Origin of the sequence: Haloactinopolyspora alba (genome assembly GCF_003014555.1) — a bacterium.
Lineage (GTDB): Bacteria > Actinomycetota > Actinomycetes > Jiangellales > Jiangellaceae > Haloactinopolyspora > Haloactinopolyspora alba.
On sequence record NZ_PYGE01000026.1, the window covers coordinates 1 to 25186 of the forward strand.

The 25186-nt window shown below is 70.6% G+C and carries 24 protein-coding genes; 4 read left to right on the forward strand and 20 right to left on the reverse strand.

Going from position 1 to position 25186, the window contains the following annotated elements; all coding sequences use genetic code 11:
• Positions 1-143: 143 nt before the first annotated feature.
• Positions 144-401: a GntR family transcriptional regulator gene (locus tag CLV30_RS23260; protein WP_106539639.1), complete on the reverse strand. Its 258-nt coding sequence runs from the start codon at positions 399-401 to the stop codon at positions 144-146.
• 204 nt (positions 402-605) lie between these two features.
• Here CLV30_RS23260 and CLV30_RS23265 point away from each other — a divergent pair, with 204 nt between their 5' ends.
• Positions 606-839: a hypothetical protein gene (locus CLV30_RS23265; protein WP_106539640.1), complete on the forward strand. Its 234-nt coding sequence runs from the start codon at positions 606-608 to the stop codon at positions 837-839.
• Positions 836-1075: a hypothetical protein gene (locus CLV30_RS23270; protein ID WP_106539641.1), complete on the forward strand. Its 240-nt coding sequence runs from the start codon at positions 836-838 to the stop codon at positions 1073-1075. Before CLV30_RS23265 ends, CLV30_RS23270 begins: the two co-directional genes overlap by 4 nt.
• 172 nt (positions 1076-1247) lie before the next feature.
• Here the strand turns inward: CLV30_RS23270 and CLV30_RS23275 are convergent, their stop codons facing one another.
• From CLV30_RS23275 to CLV30_RS23355, 17 genes are all read right to left on the reverse strand, one after another.
• Positions 1248-2234 (reverse strand): polyprenyl synthetase family protein, encoded by a 987-nt coding sequence (locus CLV30_RS23275; protein WP_420842022.1) that lies wholly within the window; start codon positions 2232-2234, stop codon positions 1248-1250.
• Positions 2235-2291: 57 nt separating this feature from the next.
• Positions 2292-3818, reverse strand: coding sequence for an NADH-quinone oxidoreductase subunit NuoN (nuoN, locus tag CLV30_RS23280; protein WP_106539643.1), 1527 nt, complete (start codon positions 3816-3818; stop codon positions 2292-2294).
• Positions 3815-5353 (reverse strand): NADH-quinone oxidoreductase subunit M, encoded by a 1539-nt coding sequence (locus tag CLV30_RS23285; RefSeq protein WP_240723399.1) that lies wholly within the window; start codon positions 5351-5353, stop codon positions 3815-3817. The genes nuoN and CLV30_RS23285 overlap by 4 nt, the downstream gene beginning before the upstream one ends.
• A gap of 11 nt (positions 5354-5364) precedes the next feature.
• Positions 5365-7236, reverse strand: coding sequence for an NADH-quinone oxidoreductase subunit L (gene nuoL / locus CLV30_RS23290; protein WP_106539690.1), 1872 nt, complete (start codon positions 7234-7236; stop codon positions 5365-5367).
• A gap of 100 nt (positions 7237-7336) precedes the next feature.
• Positions 7337-7636 (reverse strand): NADH-quinone oxidoreductase subunit NuoK, encoded by a 300-nt coding sequence (gene nuoK, locus CLV30_RS23295; RefSeq protein WP_106539645.1) that lies wholly within the window; start codon positions 7634-7636, stop codon positions 7337-7339.
• Positions 7633-8517 carry an NADH-quinone oxidoreductase subunit J gene (locus CLV30_RS23300; RefSeq protein ID WP_106539691.1) on the reverse strand — a complete coding sequence of 295 codons (885 nt, stop codon included), beginning with the start codon at positions 8515-8517 and terminating at the stop codon, positions 7633-7635. Before CLV30_RS23300 ends, nuoK begins: the two co-directional genes overlap by 4 nt.
• Before the next feature lie 38 nt (positions 8518-8555).
• The gene (nuoI, locus tag CLV30_RS23305; protein WP_106539646.1) at positions 8556-9098 is read right to left on the reverse strand and encodes an NADH-quinone oxidoreductase subunit NuoI; all 543 of its coding nucleotides are present in this window, start codon (positions 9096-9098) and stop codon (positions 8556-8558) included.
• Complete coding sequence (gene nuoH / locus CLV30_RS23310; protein ID WP_106539647.1) at positions 9091-10467, reverse strand: NADH-quinone oxidoreductase subunit NuoH; 1377 nt, start codon at positions 10465-10467, stop codon at positions 9091-9093. Before nuoH ends, nuoI begins: the two co-directional genes overlap by 8 nt.
• Positions 10464-12914, reverse strand: coding sequence for an NADH-quinone oxidoreductase subunit G (locus CLV30_RS23315; protein WP_106539648.1), 2451 nt, complete (start codon positions 12912-12914; stop codon positions 10464-10466). Before CLV30_RS23315 ends, nuoH begins: the two co-directional genes overlap by 4 nt.
• Positions 12911-14230 carry an NADH-quinone oxidoreductase subunit NuoF gene (gene nuoF, locus CLV30_RS23320; RefSeq protein WP_106539692.1) on the reverse strand — a complete coding sequence of 440 codons (1320 nt, stop codon included), beginning with the start codon at positions 14228-14230 and terminating at the stop codon, positions 12911-12913. The genes CLV30_RS23315 and nuoF overlap by 4 nt, the downstream gene beginning before the upstream one ends.
• A 56-nt stretch (positions 14231-14286) precedes the next feature.
• Positions 14287-14982 carry an NADH-quinone oxidoreductase subunit NuoE gene (gene nuoE, locus CLV30_RS23325; RefSeq protein WP_106539649.1) on the reverse strand — a complete coding sequence of 232 codons (696 nt, stop codon included), beginning with the start codon at positions 14980-14982 and terminating at the stop codon, positions 14287-14289.
• A gap of 38 nt (positions 14983-15020) precedes the next feature.
• A complete protein-coding gene (locus CLV30_RS23330) occupies positions 15021-16394 on the reverse strand; it encodes an NADH-quinone oxidoreductase subunit D (protein ID WP_106539650.1) in 1374 nt (457 codons plus the stop codon).
• On the reverse strand, positions 16394-17035 hold the full coding sequence (locus CLV30_RS23335) for an NADH-quinone oxidoreductase subunit C (protein ID WP_106539693.1): 642 nt from the start codon (positions 17033-17035) through the stop codon (positions 16394-16396). The genes CLV30_RS23330 and CLV30_RS23335 overlap by 1 nt, the downstream gene beginning before the upstream one ends.
• Before the next feature lie 185 nt (positions 17036-17220).
• Positions 17221-17775 carry a NuoB/complex I 20 kDa subunit family protein gene (locus tag CLV30_RS23340; protein WP_106539651.1) on the reverse strand — a complete coding sequence of 185 codons (555 nt, stop codon included), beginning with the start codon at positions 17773-17775 and terminating at the stop codon, positions 17221-17223.
• A gap of 31 nt (positions 17776-17806) precedes the next feature.
• Complete coding sequence (locus CLV30_RS23345) at positions 17807-18166, reverse strand: NADH-quinone oxidoreductase subunit A (protein ID WP_106539652.1); 360 nt, start codon at positions 18164-18166, stop codon at positions 17807-17809.
• Positions 18167-18260: 94 nt separating this feature from the next.
• Complete coding sequence (locus tag CLV30_RS23350; RefSeq protein ID WP_106539694.1) at positions 18261-19589, reverse strand: geranylgeranyl reductase family protein; 1329 nt, start codon at positions 19587-19589, stop codon at positions 18261-18263.
• A 301-nt stretch (positions 19590-19890) separates the two neighbouring features.
• Positions 19891-20580: a demethylmenaquinone methyltransferase gene (locus tag CLV30_RS23355; RefSeq protein ID WP_106539653.1), complete on the reverse strand. Its 690-nt coding sequence runs from the start codon at positions 20578-20580 to the stop codon at positions 19891-19893.
• 128 nt (positions 20581-20708) lie between these two features.
• On the opposite strand from CLV30_RS23355, the gene CLV30_RS23360 reads away from it, so the two are divergent.
• The gene (locus CLV30_RS23360; protein WP_106539695.1) at positions 20709-21920 is read left to right on the forward strand and encodes an isochorismate synthase; all 1212 of its coding nucleotides are present in this window, start codon (positions 20709-20711) and stop codon (positions 21918-21920) included.
• 86 nt (positions 21921-22006) lie between these two features.
• Here CLV30_RS23360 and CLV30_RS23365 read toward each other — a convergent pair whose 3' ends face one another.
• Positions 22007-22816, reverse strand: a complete 810-nt coding sequence (locus CLV30_RS23365; RefSeq protein WP_106539654.1) for an AraC family transcriptional regulator — start codon at positions 22814-22816, stop codon at positions 22007-22009.
• Positions 22817-22866: 50 nt separating this feature from the next.
• Between CLV30_RS23365 and CLV30_RS23370 the strand changes: the two genes are divergently transcribed.
• Complete coding sequence (locus CLV30_RS23370; RefSeq protein WP_106539655.1) at positions 22867-23286, forward strand: DUF2000 domain-containing protein; 420 nt, start codon at positions 22867-22869, stop codon at positions 23284-23286.
• On the opposite strand, the gene menD is transcribed toward CLV30_RS23370, so the two are convergent.
• Complete coding sequence (menD, locus tag CLV30_RS23375) at positions 23261-24994, reverse strand: 2-succinyl-5-enolpyruvyl-6-hydroxy-3-cyclohexene-1-carboxylic-acid synthase (RefSeq protein WP_205741113.1); 1734 nt, start codon at positions 24992-24994, stop codon at positions 23261-23263. The genes CLV30_RS23370 and menD overlap by 26 nt on opposite strands.
• Positions 24995-25186: the final 192 nt, after the last annotated feature.

Consider the following 25186-nt stretch of genomic DNA (forward strand, 5'->3'; position numbering starts at 1 on the left):
AGTTTCTGATCCCTGACAAGACAGAAACCTAGAGCGAGAGCGGCGTGCAGCTCTATCAGACGCGCTCACCCACCCACGGAAACGTCACAAGAGCCGGAATTCCATGGTGAACGTGGTCATTCTCGCGGCGGGAGTGGTGGAACTCACTCGGGTTCGACGGGCGGGGCGACGAACGTGCCCTTGCCGTGCACCGTCTTGATGCGACCCCGGTCGCGCAGCTCGGCCATGGCGCGGCGCACCGTCAGGTAGGCCACGCCGTACTCGACGGCCAGCTCGCGCTCCGGTGGCAGCCGGGCACCGGGAACGAGCTCCCCCGCGTCGATGCGGGCCACGACGTGATCGGCCAGCGCGACGTAGCGCAGTTCGTGCTCCTGCGGTTCGAAATCCGGGACGTCGCTCATGCTTTCAACATAAGAGCCATGCTGACCTGCACAGAGATCTAAGAGCTATACATAGCTCTGCATGGCCACGTATAGTGTCTTCCGTTCCGGCCGCCAGACGACAGCTGCGCGGCCGTCCGATCGGACCTCGAGGAGGGCGCACGTGCGAAAGGTCACCTACGTGTGCGGGAGCGCCGGCGGTGCCGGGGCCGTGGACGGTCCCCGATGAGCGGGTACGTCGGATGGCTGGTCCGACGGCGCCTGCCCACCAGGCCGCTCGATCACATCATCGTCACCGATGCCCGCGGCGTGGTCGTCGCGCACCGGCCGCTCCCCTACGGCGCGGAAAGCCCGGGCGGCTGGGACCGCACTCTCGTCCACCTCGGATTCGAACGCACCGGAGGCTGGGTGCCCACCGCCGGCGGGTTCGCGTGCCGGACCAGGGGTGAGCGGCCGTGACCTACAGCGCCTGGGTGATCCCGCCACGCCCGCCCGGCGACCTGCTGACGCAGCTGGTCGTCACCGACGACGCGCAGAACGGCCGGGCCGTCGCGTCCGGCGATGTCGCCTTCGGGACCGGCAACGTCGCCACCTGGGACGCCAGTCTCGTCCGGGCGGGTTTCGCGCGGACCAGTGCCTGGCTCTGCGCCGACGAGGGACGCGCCTACGTCTGCACGTGCGTCACGGATCGATGAGTACCGGATGAGTACCGGATGAGTACCGTGTGGCGGCCGGCGCGCCGCCACCATGTCGTCGGTCGGCAATCCAGCGGGACCGTTTGTCAGCGGGCGTGACACGAGAGGCAACAGGTGCCTCTCATGTCACGCCCTCGAAATCGACAGCTGGAGTACTCGCGGTCCGTCTGGTCTAGGAGGTACGCGTCACCACGGTGTCGCACAGCGCCTCGAGCGCGTCGCGTGCGGCCACGTGCGGCAGCGACCGCAGCGCGGAGCGGGCGTCGTCGGCCCAGCGCAGCACCTCGGCCTGGGCCTCGCCCATCGCCGGGTGCGCGCGCAGCAGCGACAACGCCTCCGCATGCGCGGCGTCGTCGACGACGGGCCCGGAGATCAGCTCCAGCAACCGCTCGTCGCCGGGCCGCGCGGCGCGGCGTGCGTACAGCACCGGCAGCGTCGCGACCCCCTCACGCAGGTCGGTTCCCGGTGTCTTACCGGACAGCGCCGACTCGCCCGCGATGTCGAGCAGGTCGTCGGCGAGCTGGAAGGCCATACCGATGCGCTCGCCGAACCGGCCCAGCAGCTCGACGTGCTCCGGCGGCACGCCCGCATGCAACGCGCCGAGGCGGGTCGAGGCCGCGATCAGCGACCCGGTCTTGTCCGACAGCACGGACAGGTAGTGCGCCACCGGATCCTCGTCGGGGCGAGGACCGAGCGTCTCGTGCAGCTGGCCGTGAACGAGCCGCTGGAACGTGCGCGCCTGGATCCGCACCGACTCCGGGCCCAGATCGGCCAGCAGGTCGGACGCGCAGGCGAACAGGAAGTCACCAGTGAGGATGGCCACGGTGTTGTCCCAGCGCGCGTTCGCGCTCGGCCCGCCGCGGCGCAGCTCCGCCTCGTCCATGACGTCGTCGTGGTACAGCGTGCCGACGTGGGTCAGCTCGACCGCGACCGCCGCGGGAACCACCTTCGGCGCGGCCAGGTCGCCGAACCCCGCCGCCAGCAGCGTGATCAGCGGCCGGAACCGCTTGCCGCCCGCCTGGGTCAGGTGCCGCGACGCCTCGGCCAGGACCGCGTCGTCGGAGTGCACCGACGCGCGCAGACGCGCCTCGACGTCGTCGAGGCCGGCGTTGACCGCGGCGTCGAGCGACGCGTCGACCGACGGAATACCGAGCCCGATGCTCAACGCCTGACCTCCCTCGACGCCGGGCCGACGCACCCGGCAAGACCGCCTACTCTAGCGAACGAATACCGCCGCCTGCTGCGCGAGGTCCAGCAACGGGCCGGGCACGAGACCGAGCAGCAACGTCGCCGCGGCTCCCAGCGAGATGCCGACCGTGGTCCACACGCTCGGCACCGCCACGGTCGGGCCCTCCTCCGCCGGCGCGGAGAAGAACATCAGCACGATCACGCGCACGTAGAAGAACGCCGCGACCGCACTGGCCAGCACGCCGACGATGACCAGCGGCGTCGCGCCGCCGTCGATCGCGGCCGCGAAGACCGAGAGCTTGCCCACGAACCCGCTGGTCATCGGGATGCCGGCGAACGCGAGCAGGAACAACGCGAACGTCCCGGCCACGATCGGCGACCGCTTGCCCAGGCCGGCCCACTTCGACAGGTGCGTCGCCTCGCCTCCGGAGTCGCGCACCAGCGTCACCACCGCGAACGCGCCGAGCGTCGCGATGCCGTAGGTCGCCAGATAGAACAGGATCGCCGCGGTCGCCGTCTGGTCGGCCGCCACGAGCGCGGTCAGCACGAAACCGGCGTGCGCGATCGACGAGTACGCCAGCATCCGCTTGATGTCGGTCTGCGTCAGCGCGACGACGGCGCCGACGACCATCGTCGCGATCGCCACCGCCCACAGCATCGGCTGCCAGTCGCTGCGCACGCCGCCGAAGGCGACGTAGAACAGCCGCACCATCGCGCCGAACGCCGCGAGCTTGGTGCACGCCGCCATGAACGCGGTCACCGGTGTCGGCGCTCCCTGGTACACGTCCGGTGTCCACGCGTGGAACGGCACGGCGCCCACCTTGAACAGCAGCCCCACCGCCATCAGGCCGACGCCGGACAGCAGCAGCCCTTCCTTGCCGATCTCCGTCGTCAGGGCCGTGGAGATCTCGGAGAAGCGCAGGCTGCCCGCGAAGCCGTACACGAACGCCGAGCCGAACAGGAACACCGCCGACGAGAACGCGCCCAGCAGGAAGTACTTGAGCGCGGCCTCGTGCGACAGCAGCCGCCGGCGCCGGGCCATGCCGCACATCAGGTACAGCGGCAGCGACAGCACCTCGAGGGCGATGAACATGATCAGCAGGTCGTTCGCGGCCGGGAACAGCATCATCCCGGCCACGGCGAACAGCATCAGCGGGTAGATCTCGGTCTGCAGCCGCCGCTCGCGGACCAGCACCCGCTCCTCGTCGCTGCCCGGCAGCGACGACGCCGCCGGCGCGAACGCGTCGCCACCGGCCTCGAGCTTGCGCTCGGCGAAGAACGCGATGCTGATGATGGACAGCACCAGGATCGTGCCCTGCAGGAACAGCGCCGGGCCGTCGATCACCACCGCGCCGACCGCGGCGACGACCTCGGTGCCGGCCAGGGCGATCACCTGGACCAGCGAGGCCACGAGCGCCAGCAGCGCCAGCACGACCTGCACGGTGTGCCGGGCCCGCCGCGGCACGAACGCCTCGATCAGCACGCCGATGACGGCCGCGCCGAAGACGGTGATGAGCGGCGCCAGCTCGGCGTACTCGAGAGTCGGCGCGGTCACTGCTCAGTCCCTTCATTGGAATGCTCAGCCGTTTCGTCCGCTACAGGAGCTAACGGCCCTGGCTGGTCCACGTCCACCTCCGTCAGGGTCGGTTCGACCGCCTCGTCGATGACGTCCACCAGTGGCTTCGGGAAGAACCCGATCACCAGGATCAGCGCGATCAGCGGCGTCACCACCGCGACCTCACGCCGCCGCAGGTCCGGCGTGTCCTCGTTGCCGGCCTGCACCGGACCGGTCATCGTCCGCTGGTACAGCCAGAGCATGTACAGCGCCGCCAGGACGATCCCCAGGGTCGCGACGATCGCGGCCTCGCGGTACTGCAGGAAGGTCCCCGAGATCACCAGGAACTCGGACAGGAACGTCGACAGCGGCGGCAGCGCCAGTCCGGACAGCGCGGCGAACAGGAAGACCCCGGCCAGCTTCGGCGCCGGCTTCTGCACGCCGCCGTAGTCGCCCACCAGGCGCGAGCCGCGGCGGGCGATCATGAAGCCGACCACGACGAACAGCGCGATCGTCGACAGCCCGTGGTTGACCATGTACAGCGTCGCACCGGACGCGGACTCACCGGTGAGCGCGAAGATGCCCAGCACGATGAAGCCGAAGTGCGAGATCGACGTGTAGCCGATCAGGCGTTTCATGTCCGTCTGCCCGATGGCCAGCAGCGCGCCGTAGACGATGCTGACGACCGCGAGCGTGACGATGACCGGCGCGAAGTCACGCGCGGCGTCCGGGAACAGCGGCAGCGCCAGCGCGATCATGCCGAACGTGCCGACCTTGTCGACGACGCCGGACAGGAACGCGGCGTTGGCCGGCGTCGCCTCGGCCGCGGCGTCGGGCAGCCAGGTGTGGAACGGCCACAACGGCGCCTTGATCGCGAACGCGATCATGAACCCGAGGAACAGCCAGCGTTGGGTGTCCTCGGCGATGTCCAGCGCCACCAGGTCGGGGACGAAGAACGTCCCGGAGCCGGCGTCGACCGACAGCACGTACACCCCGATGACCGCGGCCAGCATGATCAGCCCGCCGGCGAGGTTGTACAGCAGGAACTTCACCGCCGCGTAGCGGCGCTGCGGCCCGCCGTACATGCCGATCATGAAGTACAGCGGGATCAGCATCGCCTCGAACACGAGGTAGAACAGCAGCAGGTCCCGCGACGCGAACGCGGTCAGCGTCAGCGCCTCGACGGCCAGCAGCAGCGCGAAGAACGTCTTCGGGTCGCGCTTGTCGGGCTCGGCCTCGCGCCACATGGCCAGCGCCACGATCGGCGTCGCGACGACCGTCAAGCCGATCAGCGCGAGGCTGATGCCGTTGACGTCCAGCGCCCACGACGCGCCGAACTGGGGGATCCACTCGTACCGCTCCGCCTCGACGCCGACGTCGAGGTCGAACAGGTACTGCAGCGAGATCACCGCGCCGACGGCCAGGGTGGCGAGCGCGCCGGTCAGGGCGACCTGCTTGGCCAGGACACCGCGGCCGGACGGCACGAGCGCCGTCAGTACCGCCCCGAGCGCGGGAAGTGCGATCAGCGTGGTCAACCAGGGGAATGTCACGGCAGCCTCACCAGCAGCATTGCCACGACGACGAAGCCGACACCGGCGAACATCGTCAGGGCGTAGGAACGGACGAACCCGGTCTGCCACCGCCGCAACCGGGAGGACAGCCCGCCGACCGCGGTGGCGGTGCCCACGACGGCGCCGTCCACGCCGCGGTTCTCGACGTACACCAGGGACCGGGTCAGGTACTGGCCCGGGCGCATCAGCACGGCCTCGTTGAACGCGTCGCCGTACAGGTCACGGCGCGCGGCGACGGTCAGCGGGTTGCCCGCGGGCACGTCCTCGCGGATCGCCTTGCGCCCGTACATCCCCCAGGCGACGGCGACGCCGGCCAGGACCGTGAGCAGGGTCAGCGTGACCAGCAGCGCCAGCGGCATCGGCAGGTCGTGGTGCGCCTCGCCGGTGACCGGGGCCAACCACTGCACGATGTCGCCGGTGAGGTACAGCAGCCCGGCGCCGCCCACGACCGACAGCACCGCCAGCACGACCAGCGGCACGGTCATCACCGACGGCGACTCGTGCGGCGGCTCGCTCTGCTTCCACCGGCGCGCGCCGAAGAAGGTCATGAGCATGACGCGGGTCATGTAGAACGCGGTGATGCCGGCGCCGAGCAGCGCGCAGATGCCGTACACCCAGTTCTCCGCGAACGCGGCCTCGATGATCCGGTCCTTGGAGAAATAGCCGGCGAACGGCGGGATGCCGATGATGGCCAGATACCCCATGGCGAAGGTCGCGAACGTGACCGGCATCGCCACCCGGAGCCCGCCGAACTTGCGCATGTCGACCTCGTCGTTCATGCCGTGCATCACCGAGCCGGCGCCGAGGAACATGTTCGCCTTGAAGAAGCCGTGCGTCAGCAGGTGGAAGATCGCGAACGCGTACCCGGCCGGTCCGAGCCCGGCGGCGAGCATCATGTAGCCGATCTGGCTCATGGTCGAGCCGGCCAGGGCCTTCTTGATGTCGTCCTTGGCGCACCCGATGATCGCACCCATCAGCAGCGTGATGGCGCCGACGATCACGACCGCGGTACGCGCGTCCGGCGCGAGGTCGTAGATCGCGGCCGAGCGGACCACCAGGTAGACGCCGGCGGTCACCATCGTCGCCGCGTGGATCAGCGCGGACACCGGGGTGGGGCCCTCCATGGCGTCCAGCAGCCACGACTGCAGCGGGAACTGCGCGGACTTACCGCACGCGGCCAGCAGCAGGAACAGGCCGATGGCCGTCAGCCACCCGGTCGAGGCGTTCTCGGCGTTGGCGAACACCAGGCTGTACGAGCTGGAGCCGAACACGGCCAGCATCGACGCGACGGCGAGGACCATGCCCATGTCGCCGACCCGGTTCACCACGAACGCCTTCTTCGCCGCGACCGCGGCCGACGGCTTGTGCTGCCAGAACCCGATGAGCAGGTACGACGCGAGGCCGACACCCTCCCAGCCGATGAACAGGATCAGGTAGTCCGCCGCCAGCACCAGCAGCAGCATGGCCGCGACGAACAGGTTCAGGTAGCCGAAGAACCGGCGCCTGCGCTCGTCGTGCTCCATGTAGCCGATCGAGTAGACGTGGATCAGCGATCCGACGCCGGTGATCAGCAACACGAACGCCATGGAGAGCTGGTCGAGCAGAAGGCTGACCTCGACCTGGTAGCCGCCCGCGTTGAACCATTCCCACAGGTCGAGGGTGAACGCCCGCTCGGCGTCGCCTTCGCCGAGCATGGCGACGAACAGGACGACGCCCATGACGAACGACAGACTCGACGCGACCGTGCCGACCAGATGCCCGATCCGGTCGGTTCGCCTGCCGCCGAGCAGCAGGACGGCGGCGCCCAGGAGCGGGAAGGCGATCAGCAGCCAGGTCCAGGAGTAGATGCCGGTGGCTTCGACCGCGACCTGGCCGCCGTGCTCGGCCTGGGTGGAGACAGCCGTGGCCAGCGTGCTGTACGTGGATATCACTTGTCCCTCACGCCCGTCAGAGCTTGAGCAGGCTGGCGTCGTCGACAGACGCGGACCTGCGAGTTCGGAAGATCGTCACGATGATGGCCAGCCCGACGACGACCTCGGCCGCGGCCACGACCATGACGAAGAACGCCACGATCTGCCCGTCCAGGTTGCCGTGCATCCGGGCGAAGGCGACGAACGCGAGGTTCGCCGCGTTGAGCATCAGCTCGACGCTCATGAACGCCACCAGTGCGTTGCGCCGGAGCAGCACGCCCGCGCCGCCGATCGTGAACAGGATCACCGACAGCACCAGGTACGGCGTCGGGCTCATCCGCGACCACCTTTCGCAGTGTCGTCGCCGGCCTCGCTGGCGTCATCGCCGGCCTCCGCGTCGTCGCCGGACGTCTCGTCCGGCGCGTCCGTACCGGCAGGGCCGGACAGGCTGAACTCGTCCACCGAGCGGGCGGCGCCGCGCGCCACCAGCACGCGCGAGATCGACGCCTCGCTCGGTGTGCCGTCGGGCAGCAGCGCCGGGGTGTCGACCGCGTTGTGCCGCGCGTACACACCCGGAACCGGAAGGCCGGCGGCATCCTCCGGGCGGCCCTCACGGAAGCGGCGCTCGGCCTGCTCGCGCTGGGTGGGCCGGGCGAAGATCTGCTCGCGGTGGGTCAGCGCCATGGCGCCGACCGCCGCGGTGATCAGCAGTGCCGCGATGACCTCGAAGGCCCACACGTAGGTGCCGAAGATCAGGTCCGCGATGGCCGGGACGTTGCCGTCGGGCGCAGCCTGCTCCATACCGGCGGGGTCGGGCAGGGTCGCCCGCCCGGTCACCGCCGTGAGCAGCACGACGACGCCGAGCACCGCCAGTACCGCGGCCGCGCGCTGCCCGCGGATCGTCTCGACCCGCGAGTCGGACGCGTCGACACCGACCAGCATGATCACGAACAGGAACAGCATCATGATCGCGCCGGTGTAGACCACCACCTGCACGACGCCGAGGAACGGCGCCTCCAGCACCAGGTAGAACACCGCGAGCGAGATCATCGTCACGGCCAGCGACAACGCGCCGTGCACCACCTTGCGCGAGAGCACCAGGCCGAGTGCGCCCAACACCGCGAGCGGCGCCATGACCCAGAACACGACCTGCTCGCCGGTGCTGCCACCGGACGACTCGGTGGCGCCGGCGGCCAGCGGCACCGCCCAGTCGGCCATCGCCGCCGAACCGCCTGTCACCGAGGACAGCACGGACGTCATCGTTCCTCCTCTCCGGCACCGCGGCCCAGTCCCGCCCCGAGGTAGTAGTCGCGCTCGTCGTCACCGAGACGCATCGGGTGCGGCGGCTCCTCCATGCCGGGGAGCAGTGGAGCGAGCAGATCCTTCTTCTCGTAGATCAGGCTCTCGCGGGTGTGGTCGGCCAACTCGTACTCGTTCGTCATCGTCAGCGCCCGGGTCGGGCACGCCTCGATGCACAGGCCGCAGAGGATGCAGCGCAGATAGTTGATCTGGTAGACGCGGCCGTAGCGCTCGCCGGGCGAGTACCGCCCGCCCCCGTCCGGGTCGTCGGAGTTGGAGGCGCCCTCGACGTAGATCGCGTCGGCGGGGCACGCCCATGCGCACAGCTCACAGCCGATGCACTTCTCCAGGCCGTCAGGGTGCCGGTTCAGCTGGTGCCGGCCGTGGAACCGGGGCGCGACGGGGTGTGGCTCCTCCGGGTACTGCTCGGTGACCTTCTTGCGGAAGATGTTGCGAAACGTGACGCCGAAACCGGCGACCGGATCGAGGAACTTAGGCATGACCGTTCTCCTCGGGGCTGTCGTCGCTGGTTGCCGAAGGTGTGCCGTGCGTGCCCGTGCCCGGTGTGCCGACGCCGGCGGGCACGGTAGCACCCTCCGACCGCACCGGACCGGACCCCTGCGGCAGCTGCCCGGGCAACGGCGGCACCGGGTGCCCGCCCGCGAAAGCGTCGAACGGCTCGTCCTCCCGTTCAGCCTGCTCGGCCGCCTCCTGATCGTCGCGCTTCTCCGGGATCAGCAGGCTGGCTACCAGGATCACCGCCACCGCGATGCCGCCGTAGGTGAGGATCTGGCTGCGCTCGATGCCCTCGTTGAACGCCAGCCGCATCCCGGCGACCGCGACGATCCACACCAGCGAGATCGGCAGCAGAACCTTCCAGCCGAGATGCATGAACTGGTCGTACCGCATCCGCGGCAGCGTTCCCCGCAGCCAGATGTAGACGAAGATCAGCAGCATGACCTTGGCGAGGAACCACAGCAGCGGCCACCAGCCGGTGTTGAACATGCCGTCGTTGATCGCCGACAGCGGCCACGGTGCCCGCCAGCCGCCGAGGAACAACGTGGTCGCGATCGCCGAGACGTTGACCATGTTGATGTACTCGGCCAGGAAGAACATCGCGTACTTGATGGAGGAGTACTCGGTCCCCCAGCCCGCGACCAGTTCGCCCTCGGCCTCGGGCAGGTCGAACGGCGCCCGGTTGGTCTCGCCGACCATCGAGATCAGGTAGACCACGAACGACGGCAGCAGGATGATGCCGAACCACAGCCGCTCCTGCTCGGCCACGATGCCCGACGTCGACATCGTCCCGGCGAACAGGAACACGCCGACGAACGACAGCGCCATCACCAGCTCGTACGAGATCACCTGCGCCGATGCGCGCAGCCCGCCGAGCAGCGGGTACGGTGAGCCGCTCGACCAGCCGGCCAGCAGCAGGCCGTAGACGCCCATCGACGCGATCGCGAGCGTGAACAGCACGGCCACCGGCATGTCGGTGAGCTGCAGCCGGGTCTCGTGCCCGAAGATCGACACCTCCGGGCCCAGCGGGATCACCGCGAAGATCAGGAACGCCGGGATGGCGGCGATGACGGGCGCCACAAGGTAGACGGGCTTGTCCGCCGCCTTCGGGATGATGTCCTCTTTGAGCATCAGCTTCACGCCGTCGGCAAGGCTCTGCAGCCAGCCGCCCGGACCGTTCCGGTTCGGGCCGACGCGGTGCTGCATCTTCGCGACGACCTTGCGCTCGAAGACGATGTTGAACAGGGTCAGCACGACCAGCAGCACGAAGATCGCCACGCACTTGATGGCGATGATCCACCACGGGTCGTTACCGAACCCGGCGATCTCGTCGTAGGACTGTGCGGCGATCATTCCTGGTCACCTCTCTGCAGGGCGACGATGTGGCCGGCGTCCGCGGTGAGGTCGGCGTGCACCTGCGAACCGGGTGAGTTCTCCGGCACCCACACCACCCGGTCGGGCATCTCGCTGATGCGCACCGGCAGCGTGATCGAGCCCGTCTCGGTCCGCACGGTCAGCCGCTCGCCGTCGGCGACGCCGACTTCGTTCGCGGTACCGGGCGACACCCGCGCCTCGACCGCGTGTGCCGTCTCGGCCAGGTGCGGTTCTCCGTCCTGCCCGCGGCCGTTGTCGAGCATCAGCCGCCAGGTCGCCAGCACCGCCTCGCGGGCGGCCGGCTTCGGTGGCCCGGACGTGCTCGCATCGACCGGGTCGATCCGCGCTCCGTCCCAGCCGCGGAACGCCGCCAGCTCCGCGCGGACCGCCTCGACGTCACGCACGCCGAGCTTGACGTCGAGCTCGTCGGCCAGCGAGTTCAGCACGGCGCCGTCCGACACGGCCGCCGACTCGTTCAGTACCTGCGCGAACGGACGCTCACGGCCTTCCCAGGTGACGAAGGTTCCCGGCTTCTCCACCGGCGGCGCCACCGGCAGGACCACGTCCGCCAGCTCGCTCACCTCGCTGCGGCGGACCTCCAGGCTCACCAGGAACCCCGCGCTGTGCAGAGCGGCGCGGGCCGCGGCCGGGTCCGGCAGGTCGGCCAGCTCGACACCGCCGACGAGGGCGCCGGACAGCGTGCCGTCGGCCAGCGCGGCGAGCATGTCGCCGGTGTCACGGCCCTGCAGTGCCGGAACGCTGCCCACGGACCAGGCCGCGGCGACGTCTACGCGCGCCTCGGCGTCGGCCACCGGCCGCCCGCCCGGCAGCAGGTTCGGCAGGGCGCCGGCCTCGACCGCCCCGCGCTCGCCCGCGCGGCGCGGCACCCAGGCCAGCCGTGCGCCCGTCACGGTCGCGACCCGCGCGGCCGCGGACAGCGCTCCCGGGATCGCGGCCAGCCGAGAGCCGACCATGATCACCGCGCCCTTGGTCCGCAGCGCCTCGCCGAGGTACGACACCCGGTCGTCGCCCAGCGTGATGGCGTTCAGGATCTCCGGCTCGGTTCCCGGCGCCGCCGGCAGCAGCGTCCCCGACAACTTCTCCAGACCGCGGGTGGCGAACGGGGCCACGGAGTGCACGTCCGTCCCCTTGCGCGCCGCCTTGCGCAGCCGCAGGAACACCGTGCCGGCCTCTTCCTCCGGCTCGAAGCCCACGAGCAGCACCGTCGGCGCCCGCTCGAGGTCACCGAAGGTGACGCCCCTGCCGGTGCCGGCCAGCGACCCAAGGAAGGCCGTCTCCTCGGCCGAGTGCGCGCGGGCACGGAAGTCGACGTCGTTCGTCTCGAGCGCGACACGGGCGAACTTGGCGTAGGCGTAGGCGTCCTCGAGCGTCACCCGGCCGCCGCTGAGAACACCGACGCCCGCGGCATCACGCGCGGCCGCCAGGCCCTCGGCCGCCAGCGTCAGCGCCTCCGGCCACGACGCCGTCTCCAGCTCGCCGGACTCCTCGTCGCGCACCAGCGGATGCGTCAGCCGGTCGTCCAGCGTGGACCAGCGGAACGCGAAACGGTCCTTGTCGGTGATCCACTCCTCGTTGACCTCCGGGTCGTCGCCGGAGAGGCGGCGCATGACCGTCCCCCGCCGGTGGTCGACGCGGATGGCGCTTCCGCAGGCGTCGTGCTCTGCCACCGACGGCACCGACACCAGATCGAACGGGCGCGACCGGAAGCGGTACGCCGCCGACGTCAGCGCGCCGACCGGGCAGATCTGGATCGTGTTGCCGGAGAAGTAGCTCTCGAACGGCTCCTTCTCGTAAATGCCGACCTGCTGCAACGCGCCACGCTCGAGCAGCTCGATGAACGGGTCCCCGGCGATCTCCTTCGAGAAGCGGGTGCAGCGCGCGCAGAGCACGCACCGCTCACGGTCCAGCAGCACCTGCGCGGAGATGTTGATCGGCTTCGGGTAGGTGCGCTTCTTGCCCTCGTAACGCGACTCGCCCCGGCCGTTGCTCATGGCCTGGTTCTGCAGCGGGCACTCGCCGCCCTTGTCGCAGACCGGGCAGTCCAGCGGGTGGTTGATCAGCAGGAACTCCATGATGCCCTGCTGCGCCTTGTCCGCCACCGGCGACGTGAGCTGGGTGTTGATCACCATGCCCGGCATGACCGTCAGCGTGCAGGACGCCTGCGGCTTCGGCATCCCGCGGCCGTTGCCCATGTCCGGCACCTCGACCAGGCACTGCCGGCACGCGCCCGCCGGCTCGAGCAGCGGGTGGTCGCAGAACCGCGGGATCTGGATGCCGATCAGCTCCGCGGCGCGGATGACCAGCGTGCCTTCGGGGACGCTCACCTCGAACCCGTCGATGGTGACCGTCACCATGTTCGGCTGCGGCTCAACCTCGCCCGTCGCGGAGTTGGTCGTGACAGTCATCGAGTCGCACTCACCTTCTCGCTCGCGAACAGCGTGGACGCCTCCGGGTCGAACGGGCATCCGCCGTTCTCGAAGTGGGCGATGTACTCGTCCCGGAAGTACGTGATCGACGACGTCACCGGCGCGACGCCGCCGTCGGCGAGCGCGCAGAACGACCGGCCGGCGATGTTGTCGCTCATGTCCAGCAGCTTGTCCAGGTCGGCTTCGGTGCCCTCACCCTTCTCCAAGCGCTCGAAGATCTGCACCATCCACCAGAACCCTTCACGGCACGGCGTGCACTTGCCGCACGACTCGTGCTTGTAGAAGTCCACCCACCGCGAGGTCGCGCGGACGACGCAGGTGCTGTCGTCGAAGATCTGCAGCGCGCGCGTGCCCAGCATGGTGCCGACCCCGGCCATCCCCTCGAAGTCGAGGGGGACGTCCAGGTGGTCGGCCGTGAGCATCGGCGTCGACGACCCGCCGGGCGTCCAGAACTTCAGCTCCCGACCCGGGCGCATGCCGCCGGCCAGCTCGAGCAGCTCGCGCAGGGTGATACCCAGTGGCGCCTCGTACTGCCCGGGGTTCGCGACGTGACCGGACAGCGAGAAGATCCCGAAGCCGGGCGACTTCTCGGTGCCCATCGAACGGAACCAGTCGACACCGTTGTCGACGATGGCCGGGACCGACGCGATGGTCTCGACGTTGTTGATGACGGTGGGCGAGGCGTACAGACCGGCGACGGCCGGGAACGGCGGCTTCAGCCGCGGCTGGCCGCGGCGGCCCTCCAGCGAGTCCAGCAGCGCGGTCTCCTCGCCGCAGATGTACGCACCGGCGCCCGCGTGCACGACGACGTCCAGGTCGAACCCGGACCCGAGGATGTCGCTGCCGAGGTAGCCGGCCTCGTAGGCCTCCTCGACCGCCTTCATCAGCCGGCGGTACACGTGCAGCACCTCGCCACGCACGTAGATGAACGCCTTGTGCGCACCGATCGCGTAGGACGAGATGATGACGCCCTCGAGCAGCAGATGCGGGTCGGCCATCATCAGCGGGATGTCCTTGCACGTTCCCGGCTCGGACTCGTCCGCGTTGACCACCAGATAAACAGGCTTCGCGCTGGCAGGGTCTTGACTCGGGATGAACCCCCACTTCATCCCGGTCGGGAAGCCCGCACCGCCGCGGCCGCGCAGCCCGGAGTCCTTCACCGCCTCCACGAGGTCGCCCGGCGCCCGCTGCAGCGCCTTGCGCAGCGCCTTGTACCCGCCGCCGCGTTCGTAACCGCGGCGGGTGTAGGAGTCCGGCTGGTTCCAGCGCTCGGTCAGCACGGGCGTCAGCGTCACCGGATCACGCCCTCCGGCGGCCGCGGACTGACCCGCCGAGTCCGCAGATCGATCCGTCACTTCTTCTCTCCTCGACCCTCGATGGCCTGCTGGCCGCCCTGGGGCGCCGTCCACCCGCGTTCGTCGGCGAGCTCGCGGCCCACCAGCGACGCCGGGCCTGCCTGGACGCCCTCGTCGGCCGCGTCGTCGCCGAAGCCGGCAAGAATCCGCTCGGCCTGCTTCCAGCTGCAGACCCGGGGTCCCCGGGTCGAGCTGACCTGTTCGCCGCCGCGCAGCCGGTCGACGAGCTCACGCGCGGACTCCGGCGTCTGGTTGTCGGCGAACTCCCAGTTCACCACCATGACCGGCGCGAAGTCGCAGGCGGCGTTGCACTCGACCCGCTCGAGCGAGATCTTGCCGTCCTCGGTCGTCTCGTCGTGCCCGATGCCCAGGTGACCGGACAGGTCCTCCCAGATCCGGTCACCGCCCATGATGGCGCACAGCGTGTTGGTGCAGACGCCGACGTGGTACTCGCCGACGGGCCGGCGCTTGTACATCGTGTAGAACGTCGCCACCGCGGCGACTTCAGCTTCCGTGATGCCCAGGACCTCCGCGCACATCTCGATGCCGGCCGGCGTCACGTAGCCCTCGTAGGCCTGCACCAGGTGCAGCATCGGCAGCAGCGCCGACTGGGCCTCCGGGTAGCGCGCGACGATCTCGAGCATCTCCGCGCGGGCCTGCTCGCCGAGTTGGGTCACCGGTTCACTGCTCATACGCTCATTCGTCTCTTCGTCGTCTCGCCCCTGCACGCTCAACGGTCGACCCCGCCCATCACCGGGTCGATGCTGGCGACGGCGACGATGACGTCGGCCACCATGCCGCCCTCGCACATGGCGGGCACCGCCTGCAGGTTGTTGAACGACGGGTCGCGGAAGTGCACCCGGTACGGCCGCGTGCCGCCGTCGGAGACCACGTGGGCGCCGATCTCGCCGCGCGGCGACTCGACCGGCACGTACGCCTGCCCGGCGGGAACCCGGAAGCCCTCGGTGACCAGCTTGAAGTGGTGGATCAGCGCCTCCATGGACTCACCCATGATGTGCCGGATGTGGTCCAGCGAGTTGCCCATGCCGTCGCTGCCGATGGCCAGCTGCGCCGGCCAGGCGATCTTCTTGTCGGCCACCATGACCGGTCCCGGCTCGAGCCGGTCGAGGCACTGTTCGACGATCTTCAGCGACTCCTTCATCTCGTCGACGCGGATGCGGAACCGGCCGTACGAGTCGGCGGTGTCGCGCGTCGGGACGTCGAAGTCGTAGTTCTCGTAGCCGCAGTAGGGCTGAGTCTTGCGGATGTCCCACGGCAGCCCGGTCGAGCGCAGCACCGGCCCGGTGATGCCGAGGGCCATGCACCCGGCCAGGTCCAGGTAGCCGTTGCCGACGGTGCGCCCGCGGAAGATCGGGTTCTCGTTGCAGAACGCCTCGAACTCGGGAATCTTGTCCCACATCCAGCGCAGGTACTCGCGGACGCTCTCGACCGCGCCCGGAGGCAGGTCCTGCGCGACACCGCCCGGACGGAAGTACGCGCTGTTCATCCGCAGCCCGCTGATCAACTCGAACAGGTCGAGTGTCCGCTCGCGCTCACGGAAACCGTTCGTCATGACGGTCAGCGCGCCCATCTCCATGCCGCCGGTGGCCAGCGCCACCAGGTGCGAGGAGATCCGGTTGAGCTCCATCATCATCACCCGGATGACGTTCGCCCGCGGCGGGATCTCGTCAGTGATGCCCAGCAGCTTCTCGACACCGAGCACGTAGGCGGCCTCGTTGAAGAACGGCGCCAGGTAGTCCATGCGGGTGACGAACGTGACGCCCTGTGTCCAGTTGCGGTACTCGAGGTTCTTCTCGATGCCGGTGTGCAGGTACCCGATCCCGCTGCGCGCCTCGGTGACGGTCTCGCCGTCCAGCTCGAGGATGAGCCGCAGCACGCCGTGCGTCGACGGGTGCTGCGGGCCCATGTTGATGACCATGCGCTCCTGGCCGGCGACGGCGGCGTCGACGACGTCGCCCCAGTCCTGCCCGGTGACCGTGTAGACCGGCCCCTCCGTGGTCTCGCGGACGCCGGCGTAGGGGTCGTACGTGGCGTCCGGGTCCGGACCGGGAGGGGTGAACGTGTCGTGGCTGTGCTCGCTCATCAGTTGTAGGCCCTCCGCTCGTCGGGCGGTGGAATTGTCGCGCCCTTGTACTCCACCGGGATGCCGCCCAGCGGGTAGTCCTTGCGCTGCGGATGTCCCGGCCAGTCGTCGGGCATCTGGATCCTGGTCAGCGCCGGGTGCCCGTCGAAGAGGATGCCGAAGAAGTCGTAGGCCTCGCGCTCGTGCCAGTTCGCCGACGGGTACACCGGCACCACCGACGGGACGTGCGGATCGTCGTCCGAGCAGGCGACCTCGAGGTTCACGCGCCGATTGTGGGTGATGGACAGCAGCTGATAGCACGCGTGCAGCTCGCGCCCGGTCTCCTCCGGGTAGTGCACGCCGTCGACACCGAGGCACATCTCGAACCGCAGCGCGGCGTCGTCGCGGAACATCCGGGCGACGTCGACCAGCCGCTCGCGGACCACGAAGAACGTGATCTGGCCGCGGTCGACGACGATCTTCTCGAAGACGTCGTCCTCGCCCAGGCCGGCCTGCTCGAGGGCCGCCGTCACCTCGTCGCCGAGGCGCTCGTGCTCGTCGTCCCACGGCCGCGGCGTGGACTCGCCGCGGATCGGGTTCGTGTCCCGCGCGACCAGGCCACCGTAGCCGGACGTGTCGCCGGAGCCGTCGACACCGAACATGCCGCGGCGCGACGGATGCGGCGGCGGCAGCTCGGGGCCCTCCGGCTCGGTGGTGTCGACGTCACCGCCCGGCGGCTCCTCGATGCCCGGCGCCGGGTCGCCGCCGGTGGTCACCTTCTCCTTCGACCCGTCGTCGGTGCCCCGGCCCTCGGAGATCGGGTCCGGCTTCTTCGCGTCGTCCGGACTCACCGGAGCAGCCCCTTCATCTCGTGCGTCGCCGGCGCCTCGAGCGCCGCCTGCTCGGCCTCCGCCTCGGCGTTCTCACGGTGCGGGCCGAGCTTCTCGTTCTGGATCTGCTCGTGCAGCTTCAGGATCGCGTCCATGAGCATCTCCGGGCGCGGCGGGCACCCGGGCAGGTAGACGTCGACCGGAACGACGTGGTCGACGCCCTGCACGATGGCGTAGTTGTTGAACATGCCGCCGGTGCTGGCGCACACGCCCATCGACAGGACCCACTTCGGGCCGGCCATCTGGTCGTAGATCTGGCGCAGCACCGGAGCCATCTTCTGGCTGACCCGACCGGCGACGATCATCAGGTCGGCCTGGCGCGGTGACGCGCGGAACACCTCCATGCCGAACCGCGACGAGTCGTGCCGCGGCCCGCCGAAGGCCATCATCTCCATCGCGCAGCACGCGAGGCCGAAGGTCGCCGGCCACACCGAGCTCTTACGCATGAAGCCGAGCAGGTCTTCCACCGTGCTCAACAGCACACCGGACGGAAGCTTGTCCTCGAAGCCCATGGCTCATGCCCTCCAATCCATCTGGGTCATGTCAGTCCCAGTCCAGGCCGCCGCGACGCCATTCGTAGACGAACGGCACGCTGATCAGCACGATGAACGTCACCATCGCCAGGAACCCGAAGACGCCGAGCTGGTCGAAGCGGACCGCCCACGGGTACAGGAAGATGATCTCGATGTCGAAGATGATGAAGGTCATCGCGGTCAGGTAGTACTTGATCGGGAACCGGCCGCCGCCCACCGGCTGCGGCGTCGGCTCGACGCCACACTCGTAGGAGTCCAGGCGCGCCCGGTTGTACCGCTTCGGGCCGACGACGGTCGACACCACGACCGACCCGACCGCGAACAGTGCGGCGATGATGATGAGGCCGATGACCGGGGCATACAGGCTCACGCGAGATCACCTTTCTCGACATCGACTCGGTCGCTGGTCACCTTCGCCTCCTCGCTCGTCGGGCGTGGCCGCTCGCTGGTGCGCACCGGAGCGCTCACGCCGCCGGGGCCAGTCGGGTCAGCGCGTTGATGACGCGGTCGTACGCGTCGCCGTCGCGGTGGTCGGTCAGGTTGGCCAGCAGCTTCAGCGTGAACTTCATCAGCCGAGGCCGCGGCAGGCCGTGGTTCGTGGCGATTCTCATGATCCGTGGGTCACCGATCAATCTGACGAAGATGCGGCCGAGCGTGAAGTAGCCGCCGTGTTCGTGTTTCAGCGCCGCAGGATAGCCCTGCAGAACTCGCTCCTGTCCGGAGACGTCCCGGGACAGCGCGTCCGCGATGACGGTCGCGGCGAGATGCGCGGCCTCCATCGCGTAGTCGATGCCTTCGCCGTTGAAGGGATTGACCATGCCGCCCGCGTCACCCACGAGAAGCAGCCCTCGACTGTAATGGGGCTGGCGGTTGAACCCCATCGGCAGGGCGGCGCTGCGGATCTCGGCGGTCCGGTTCTGCTCGTTGAAGCCCCACTCCGGGGGTGTCTGCGCCACCCATCGGCGCAGCATGTCCTTGTAGTCGACCCGCCCGAACGCCGCGGACGTGTCGGTGATGCCCAGCCCGACGTTGCTGGTGCCGTTGCCGGTGCCGAAGATCCACCCGTATCCGGGCAGGAGCACCTTGCCGCCGCGGCCGGTGTCGTCGCGGTCGGCCCACAGCTCCAGCCACGACTCCATCCAGTCGTCGTCGTGGCGAGGGCTGTCGTAGTAGGTGCGCACGGCGACCGCCATCGGCCGGTCGTCGCGCTTGTGGATGCCGAGCGCGGTGGACAGCCGCGACGAGGTGCCGTCGGCGGCCACCACCAGCCGCGCGCGGTGGGTCCGTGTCTCCCCCGCCCGGCGGCCACGCTCGTCGACCGGACGTGCGCGCACGCCGACGACGTGACCGGTCCGCTCGTCGACGACCGGTCCGGTCACGTTGGTGTGCTCACGCAGGCGGGCACCCGCCTCGGCCGCGCGCCGGGCCAGCAGGTGGTCGAAGTCGTTGCGGGTGCGGACCAGGCCGTAGTCGGGGTAGCTGGCCAGCTCGGGCCAGGGCAGGTGCAGCCGCATGCCGCCGCCGACGATCCGCAGGCCCTTGTTCCGGATCCACCCCGGCGCGCTGGTGTCCACGCCCATGCGGACGAGCTGGCGCACCGCGCGCGGCGTCAGCCCGTCGCCACAGATCTTGTCCCGCGGGAACGACGACTTCTCCAGCAACAGCACGTCGAGCCCGGAGCGCGCCAGGTGGTACGCGGTGGTCGCCCCCGCCGGCCCGGCACCGACGACGATCACGTCCGCGTCGTCGGAACCACCGGAGCCGTGGCGTACCGGGCCCGCCGGCGCCGGCATCGGCGACACAGCCGTGCCGGCCGCAGTCGCCGGGGTGGCGCCGTCCGCCGGAGCGGGACGGTCACGCCGACCGTTCGTCGCCTCACCGCTCGTTGTCATGGCTCGCGCTCGCCGGGTCCCGTGGTAGGTGGTGGCAGGTGGTCGCATCGACGTCGTGGTCCGTTGTGGAAGCTCGTGAATTTGTTCACTAACTCGTTCTCGGGCCAAGTCTAGGGGTAACCCGGAGGGGGGAACGAGCCGGGGCACCCGGATGACCAGCAGATTTACGCATCGGTGGCGTTGCGAAATTCTGCCCTGGGCCCTACCGGACCGCGTGGTGCAGCGCCACGATGCCTCCGGTCAGGTTGCGCCAGCGGATCGACGTCCAGCCGGCCGCCGCCATCCGCACGGCCAGCCCGGCCTGGTCCGGCCAGGCGCGGATCGAGTCGGCCAGGTAGACGTACGCGTCCGGGCTGCTGGACACCGCACGGGCCACCGGCGGCAGCGCGCGCATCAGATACTCGACGTAGACCGTCCGGAACGGCGCCCACACCGGGTGGCTGAACTCGCACACGACCACCCGGCCGCCGGGCCGCGTGACCCGGTGCAACTCGCGCAGCGCCGCCTCGGTGTCGTGCACGTTGCGCAACCCGAACGAGATCGTCACCGCGTCGAACGTCGCGTCGGCGAACGGCAGCCGCAACGCGTCGCCGGCGACGAACCACAGCGACGGGTCGTGCCGCTTGCCGGCACGCAGCATCCCGAGCGAGAAGTCGCATGCCACCACGTCGGCGCCGGCCTGCCGGAACGGCTGGCTGGACGTGCCGGTGCCGGCGGCAAGATCGAGGACCCGATCGCCCGGCCCGGCCGCCACCGAACGGACCACCGCACGGCGCCACATCCGGTCCTGGCCCATCGACAGCACGTCGTTGGTGAGGTCGTAGCGATCGGCGACGGCGTCGAACATCGCGGCGACCTCACGCGGATTCTTGTCCAGGGAGGCACGAGTCACGGCCGACCAGCCTAGATGCACAGGCACCCGGACGGGTGACTCCCCTCACGGCGGCGGTGCCGGTGTTCGCCGTACGCTTGGCTGCTGTGACGACTGTGCCCGTGAGCGCCCCGCTGGTCGTACGGACCATGGAGATCGACGCCCCCGGGCCGTTGCTCGACCTGCTCCCCGAGAACGCGCCGATGGCCTGGACCCGGCGCGGCGAGGGCATCGTCGGCTGGGGCGAGGCCGCCCGGTTCGACACGGTCGGCCCGCACCGGTTCGCGACCGCCGACCGCTGGTGGCGCCGGATGGTGGGCACGGCGGTCGTCCGGGACGAGGTGGGGCTGCCCGGCACCGGGCCGGTCGCGTTCGGCTCGTTCGCCTTCGACGACATGCCCGGCGCGTCGACACTCGTCCTGCCCGAGACGGTCGTGGGACACCGCGGCGGGCGCTGGTGGGTGACCACGGTCAGTGTCTCCGGCAACCTCCCCGGACTGCCCGACGTCCTCGCCGACGCCGCGCCGCGCCGGCCGGAAGCGGTCACCTTCGCGGACGGGTCGCACGACGGGACGGAGTGGGAGCGCATCGTCGCCGAGGCGGTCAGCCGGATCAACGCCGGCGACCTGGAGAAGGTGGTGCTCGCGCGCGACATGATCGCCGAGAGCGCCGCCCGTATCGACCAGCGCTGGCCCATCCAGCGCCTCGCCGAGCGCTACCCCCGGTGCTGGACGTTCAGCGTCGACGGGCTGCTCGGCGCCACTCCGGAGCTGCTCGTGCGCCGCGAGCGGGGCCTGGTGACCTCGCGTGTCCTCGCCGGAACGATCCGCCGCAGCGGCGACGACGCCCACGACCTCGCGCTGGCCGCCTCGCTCGCGCGCTCGAGCAAGGACCTCGAGGAGCACGAGTACGCCGTGCGCTCGGTGGCCAACGCGCTGGACCCGTTCTGCTCCAGCATGAACGTGCCCGAGGCCCCGTTCGTGCTGCACCTGCCGAACGTCATGCACCTGGCGACCGATCTGGCCGGTGTCGCCTCCGACGGCTCGTCCGCGCTCGGCCTGGCCTCCGCGCTGCACCCCTCCGCGGCGGTCGGCGGCACGCCGACGTCGGCCGCGCGCGAGCTGATCCGCGAGATCGAGGACCTCGACCGCGGCCGCTACGCCGGACCGGTCGGCTGGATCGACGGCGACGGCGACGGCGAGTGGGGCATCGCGCTGCGCTGCGCCGCCCTCGACCGCGCGGACGACTCGCGGATGCGGCTGTTCGCCGGCTGCGGCATCGTCGCCGGCTCCGACCCCGAGGCCGAGCTCGCCGAGAGCGTCGCCAAACTCGTCCCGATGCGCGACGCGCTGTCCGGCTGACAAATGATCACGTTCACCATGGAATTCCCTGCGTCACCACCCCTGCATGCCTGGTGACGCGTGCACGATCCTGGTGACGCAGTTCGTCATCGCCGTCCGACGACGATTCCACCCGCTCGGTAGCGCCCGGGCGGCACGCCGAGGTACCGGGTGAAGTGCCTGCTCAGATGGGCCTGGTCGTAGAATCCGGCGGCGACCGCGGCCTCCGACGGCGGGCTTCCCGACAGCAGCAGGCGACGTGCGGCGTCGACCCGGCGGCCGGTGAGGTAGGCGTGCGGCGGCAGCCCGAACCGCCCGGTGAACGCCCGCACCAGGTGCGTGGGGTGCGCCCCCAGCATCGCGGCCGCCCGGTCCAGCGTCAGACCGTCGACGACGTGCTCGTCCAGCAGGTCACGCAGGTCGTCGGCCACGCCGGGCCGCAGGTCCGGCGTGCCCGGGCGGGCACCGAGATGAAACCGGAGCCGTTCCCGTACGAACGCGAGCCGGGTCTGCGCCTCCAGTGTCTCGCCCGGTGAGCCGAGCACGTGGTGCACCTGGTGCACGCGCGTGCGCAGGACGGGGTCGGCGAACGTCGGTGTGTCGACCGCCGCGCCGATCAGCTCCGTGCCCAGCACCTCGGGTTCGAGGTAGAGCACCCGCTTACGGAAACCGGACGGGCGGGCCGAACGCCCGTCATGAGCCACGTGCGGCGGCAGCAGGGTCACGCTGCGGTCCGCGGCGGCGCCGTGGTGGCGCCGGTCGAGGTCGTAACGGATGGCGCCGTCGTCGAGGATCAGCACCGTCCACGCGTCGTGCGTGTGCGTCGGGTACGCGTGGTCGACGAAACTGGCGTGGAAGACCTCGCGGACACCGCCGACCCCTGGCCGCCACGCCGTGACACGCGCATCATGGGCCATGCCAGGAACGTACAAGACGTCGACGCCGGTCGGCGAGAAGCATCGACGGCATGACGACCAATGCCCGTTTCGATACGAAGATCGCGGTCGCGCTGCGCGAGGACCTGGCCACGTGGCAACGGCTCAACGTCACCGCGTTCCTGTCCAGCGGTATCGCCGCCGACGACGAACTGCTCGGTGAGCCGTACGCGGACGCGGACGGTACCGCCTACACGCCGATGTTCAGGCAGCCGGTGCTGGTGTTCGAGGCCGACGGCGAGCTGATCACCCGTGCCCACCGCAAGGCCGTCGAGCGCGGCCTGACGGTCGTGGTGTTCACCGAGGAGCTGTTCACGACCGCGCACGACGAGGCGAACCGTGCCGCCGTCGGCGCGGTCGGCCGCGACGACCTGGCGCTGGTCGGGCTGGGGCTGCACGGACCACGCAACGCCGTCGACAAGATCCTCAAGGGCGCCCGGCTGCACGGCTGAGCCCGGCCGTGTCGGCGACCGCCGCGGTCACCGCGGAGCGAAGACGCTCGTGCAGGTCACGCAGCGCGGACCGGTCGGTGCGGACCTCCACCACACTGCGCCCGGACGAAGGGGCCGCGAGCACGTCGCGCAACTGCCCGGCGTCGCTCACCCGGGTGTGCTCGGCGCCGTACCCTGCGCACAGCGCCGCCAGGTCGGCGCCGTGCGGCGTGCCGAAGACCCGCTCGAACACGTCCACGTTGGCCGGCTCGCCGTGCTCCAGCAGCGTGAAGATCCCGCCGCCGTCGTCGTTGACGACGACGATCTGCAGGTCCGGGCCGTTCTCCAGCGGCCCGACCAGCAACCCGCCGGCGTCGTGCAGCAACGTCAGGTCGCCGACAAGCGCCCGGACCGGGCGCCCGGTGGCCAGCGCCACGCCCGACGCCGTCGACACGGTCCCGTCGATGCCCGACAGGCCGCGGTTGGCCAGCACCGACAGGTCGTGTGCTGGCGGTTCGGCCACCAGGTCCAGGTCGCGGATCGGGTTCGACGAACCCACGACCAGCGGGGTGCCGGACGTGGCCGCCCACACCTGCGCCGCGACGGCGGGGCCGGTCGACGTCGCGTCCGCCAGCACCGCGTCGATCGCCCGCTGCGCCACAGCGCCGGCTCGCTGCCAGCGGTCGAGCCACCCCTGCGAGCCGCGTTCCGGCTCGGGGGCCACGGCCGGCACGACGCGGTCCGCTCGACGCGCGGAGTCCGGCCACCGGGGCGGCCGGTCGGCGACCACGACGACCTCCACGTCGCGGCGCGCCAGCAGCGCCTCGACCGGTCGCGACAGGGTCGGATGGCCGTAGACGAGCACCCGCTCGATCCGCCCGCCGAGATCGGGGTGCTCCAGCAGCAGCCGGTACGGGCCCACGGCGTTCCCGCCCCGGCGCGCACCGGAGGACGGCTCGGCGAGCAGCGGGTATCCGCCGTACTCGGCGACCATCCGTGCCTGCGGCCCGGCCCGGTCGCCGGCGACGACCACCGTCGCGGCGTGAGCGTCCAGTGACACCGGCGCCGGGGGCGCGAACCCCTCGACCCGGGTGGCCGGGCGGTCCGGGTCCGCGGCCGGCTCCGTCGTCGGCTCCGGCGACGTGTCGGTGTCCGGCGACGTGTCGGTGTCCGGCGACGTGTCGGTGTCCGGCACCAGCGGATCCCGGAAGGCCACGTTGAGGTGGACCGGCCCGGGGTCGCCGCTGCGCTCGCCGGTCGCCGACGCGACGGCACGGGCCAGCAGCGACCGCAGATCGTCGTCCTCGCCCGCGCGGCCGTACGCTGCGGGAACGTCGGCGAAGAACCGGGGGGCGGTGCCGAACAACCGCACCTGATCGGTCGTCTGGTTGGCGCCGGTGCCGCGCATCTCGTGCGGACGGTCCGCCGTGAGCACGACCAGCGGGACACCCGCGTGCGCGGCCTCCAGAACCGCCGGGTGCAGGTTCGCCGCCGCCGTCCCCGAGGTCGTGACCACCGCGGCCGGCGCTCCGCCACGAGACAGGCCCAGCGCGGTGAACGCGGCGACGCGCTCGTCGAGGCGCACGTGCAGCCGGACTGCCGGTCCGGCATCGGCGAGGGCGTAGGCGAGCGGGGCGCTGCGGGATCCGGGGGCCAGAACGACCTGCCGCACACCCAGCCGAGCCAGCTCCGCGACCAGTGCGCGGGCGGTCGACGTCGAAGGGTTCACCCGATAGATTCTGCCTTGCCCCGTCCTCCGGAAGGCGCACCGTCGGGGCATGGCGGCGGAACCGGTGCGCGCCGGTCCCCGTGATCACGGCGGCGGGGCTCACGAACGAACGGTGTGAAGGTCGTGTCGCCCACACGGCATCACCTTCACACCGTTTCTCCGCGAGCCCCTGACGCGAGCGACCGTGCCACG

Excerpts from the sequence above, each read along its gene's own strand:
- nuoE (WP_106539649.1), bottom strand. The coding sequence starts at position 14,982 with ATGAGCAGTGAACCGGTGACCCAACTCGGCGAGCAGGCCCGCGCGGAG.
- CLV30_RS23365 (WP_106539654.1), bottom strand. The coding sequence starts at position 22,816 with ATGGCCCATGATGCGCGTGTCACGGCGTGGCGGCCAGGGGTCGGCGGT.
- CLV30_RS23300 (WP_106539691.1), bottom strand. The coding sequence starts at position 8,517 with ATGGCCGACTGGGCGGTGCCGCTGGCCGCCGGCGCCACCGAGTCGTCC.
- CLV30_RS23265 (WP_106539640.1), top strand. The coding sequence starts at position 606 with ATGAGCGGGTACGTCGGATGGCTGGTCCGACGGCGCCTGCCCACCAGG.
- CLV30_RS23315 (WP_106539648.1), bottom strand. The coding sequence starts at position 12,914 with ATGACTGTCACGACCAACTCCGCGACGGGCGAGGTTGAGCCGCAGCCG.
- nuoI (WP_106539646.1), bottom strand. The coding sequence starts at position 9,098 with ATGCCTAAGTTCCTCGATCCGGTCGCCGGTTTCGGCGTCACGTTTCGC.
- CLV30_RS23360 (WP_106539695.1), top strand. The coding sequence starts at position 20,709 with ATGGAGATCGACGCCCCCGGGCCGTTGCTCGACCTGCTCCCCGAGAAC.
- CLV30_RS23335 (WP_106539693.1), bottom strand. The coding sequence starts at position 17,035 with ATGTTCGGTGTCGACGGCTCCGGCGACACGTCCGGCTACGGTGGCCTG.
- CLV30_RS23340 (WP_106539651.1), bottom strand. The coding sequence starts at position 17,775 with ATGGGCTTCGAGGACAAGCTTCCGTCCGGTGTGCTGTTGAGCACGGTG.
- CLV30_RS23350 (WP_106539694.1), bottom strand. The coding sequence starts at position 19,589 with ATGCCGGCGCCGGCGGGCCCGGTACGCCACGGCTCCGGTGGTTCCGAC.
- nuoK (WP_106539645.1), bottom strand. The coding sequence starts at position 7,636 with ATGAGCCCGACGCCGTACCTGGTGCTGTCGGTGATCCTGTTCACGATC.
- CLV30_RS23260 (WP_106539639.1), bottom strand. The coding sequence starts at position 401 with ATGAGCGACGTCCCGGATTTCGAACCGCAGGAGCACGAACTGCGCTAC.
- CLV30_RS23330 (WP_106539650.1), bottom strand. The coding sequence starts at position 16,394 with ATGAGCGAGCACAGCCACGACACGTTCACCCCTCCCGGTCCGGACCCG.
- CLV30_RS23370 (WP_106539655.1), top strand. The coding sequence starts at position 22,867 with ATGACGACCAATGCCCGTTTCGATACGAAGATCGCGGTCGCGCTGCGC.
- nuoH (WP_106539647.1), bottom strand. The coding sequence starts at position 10,467 with ATGATCGCCGCACAGTCCTACGACGAGATCGCCGGGTTCGGTAACGAC.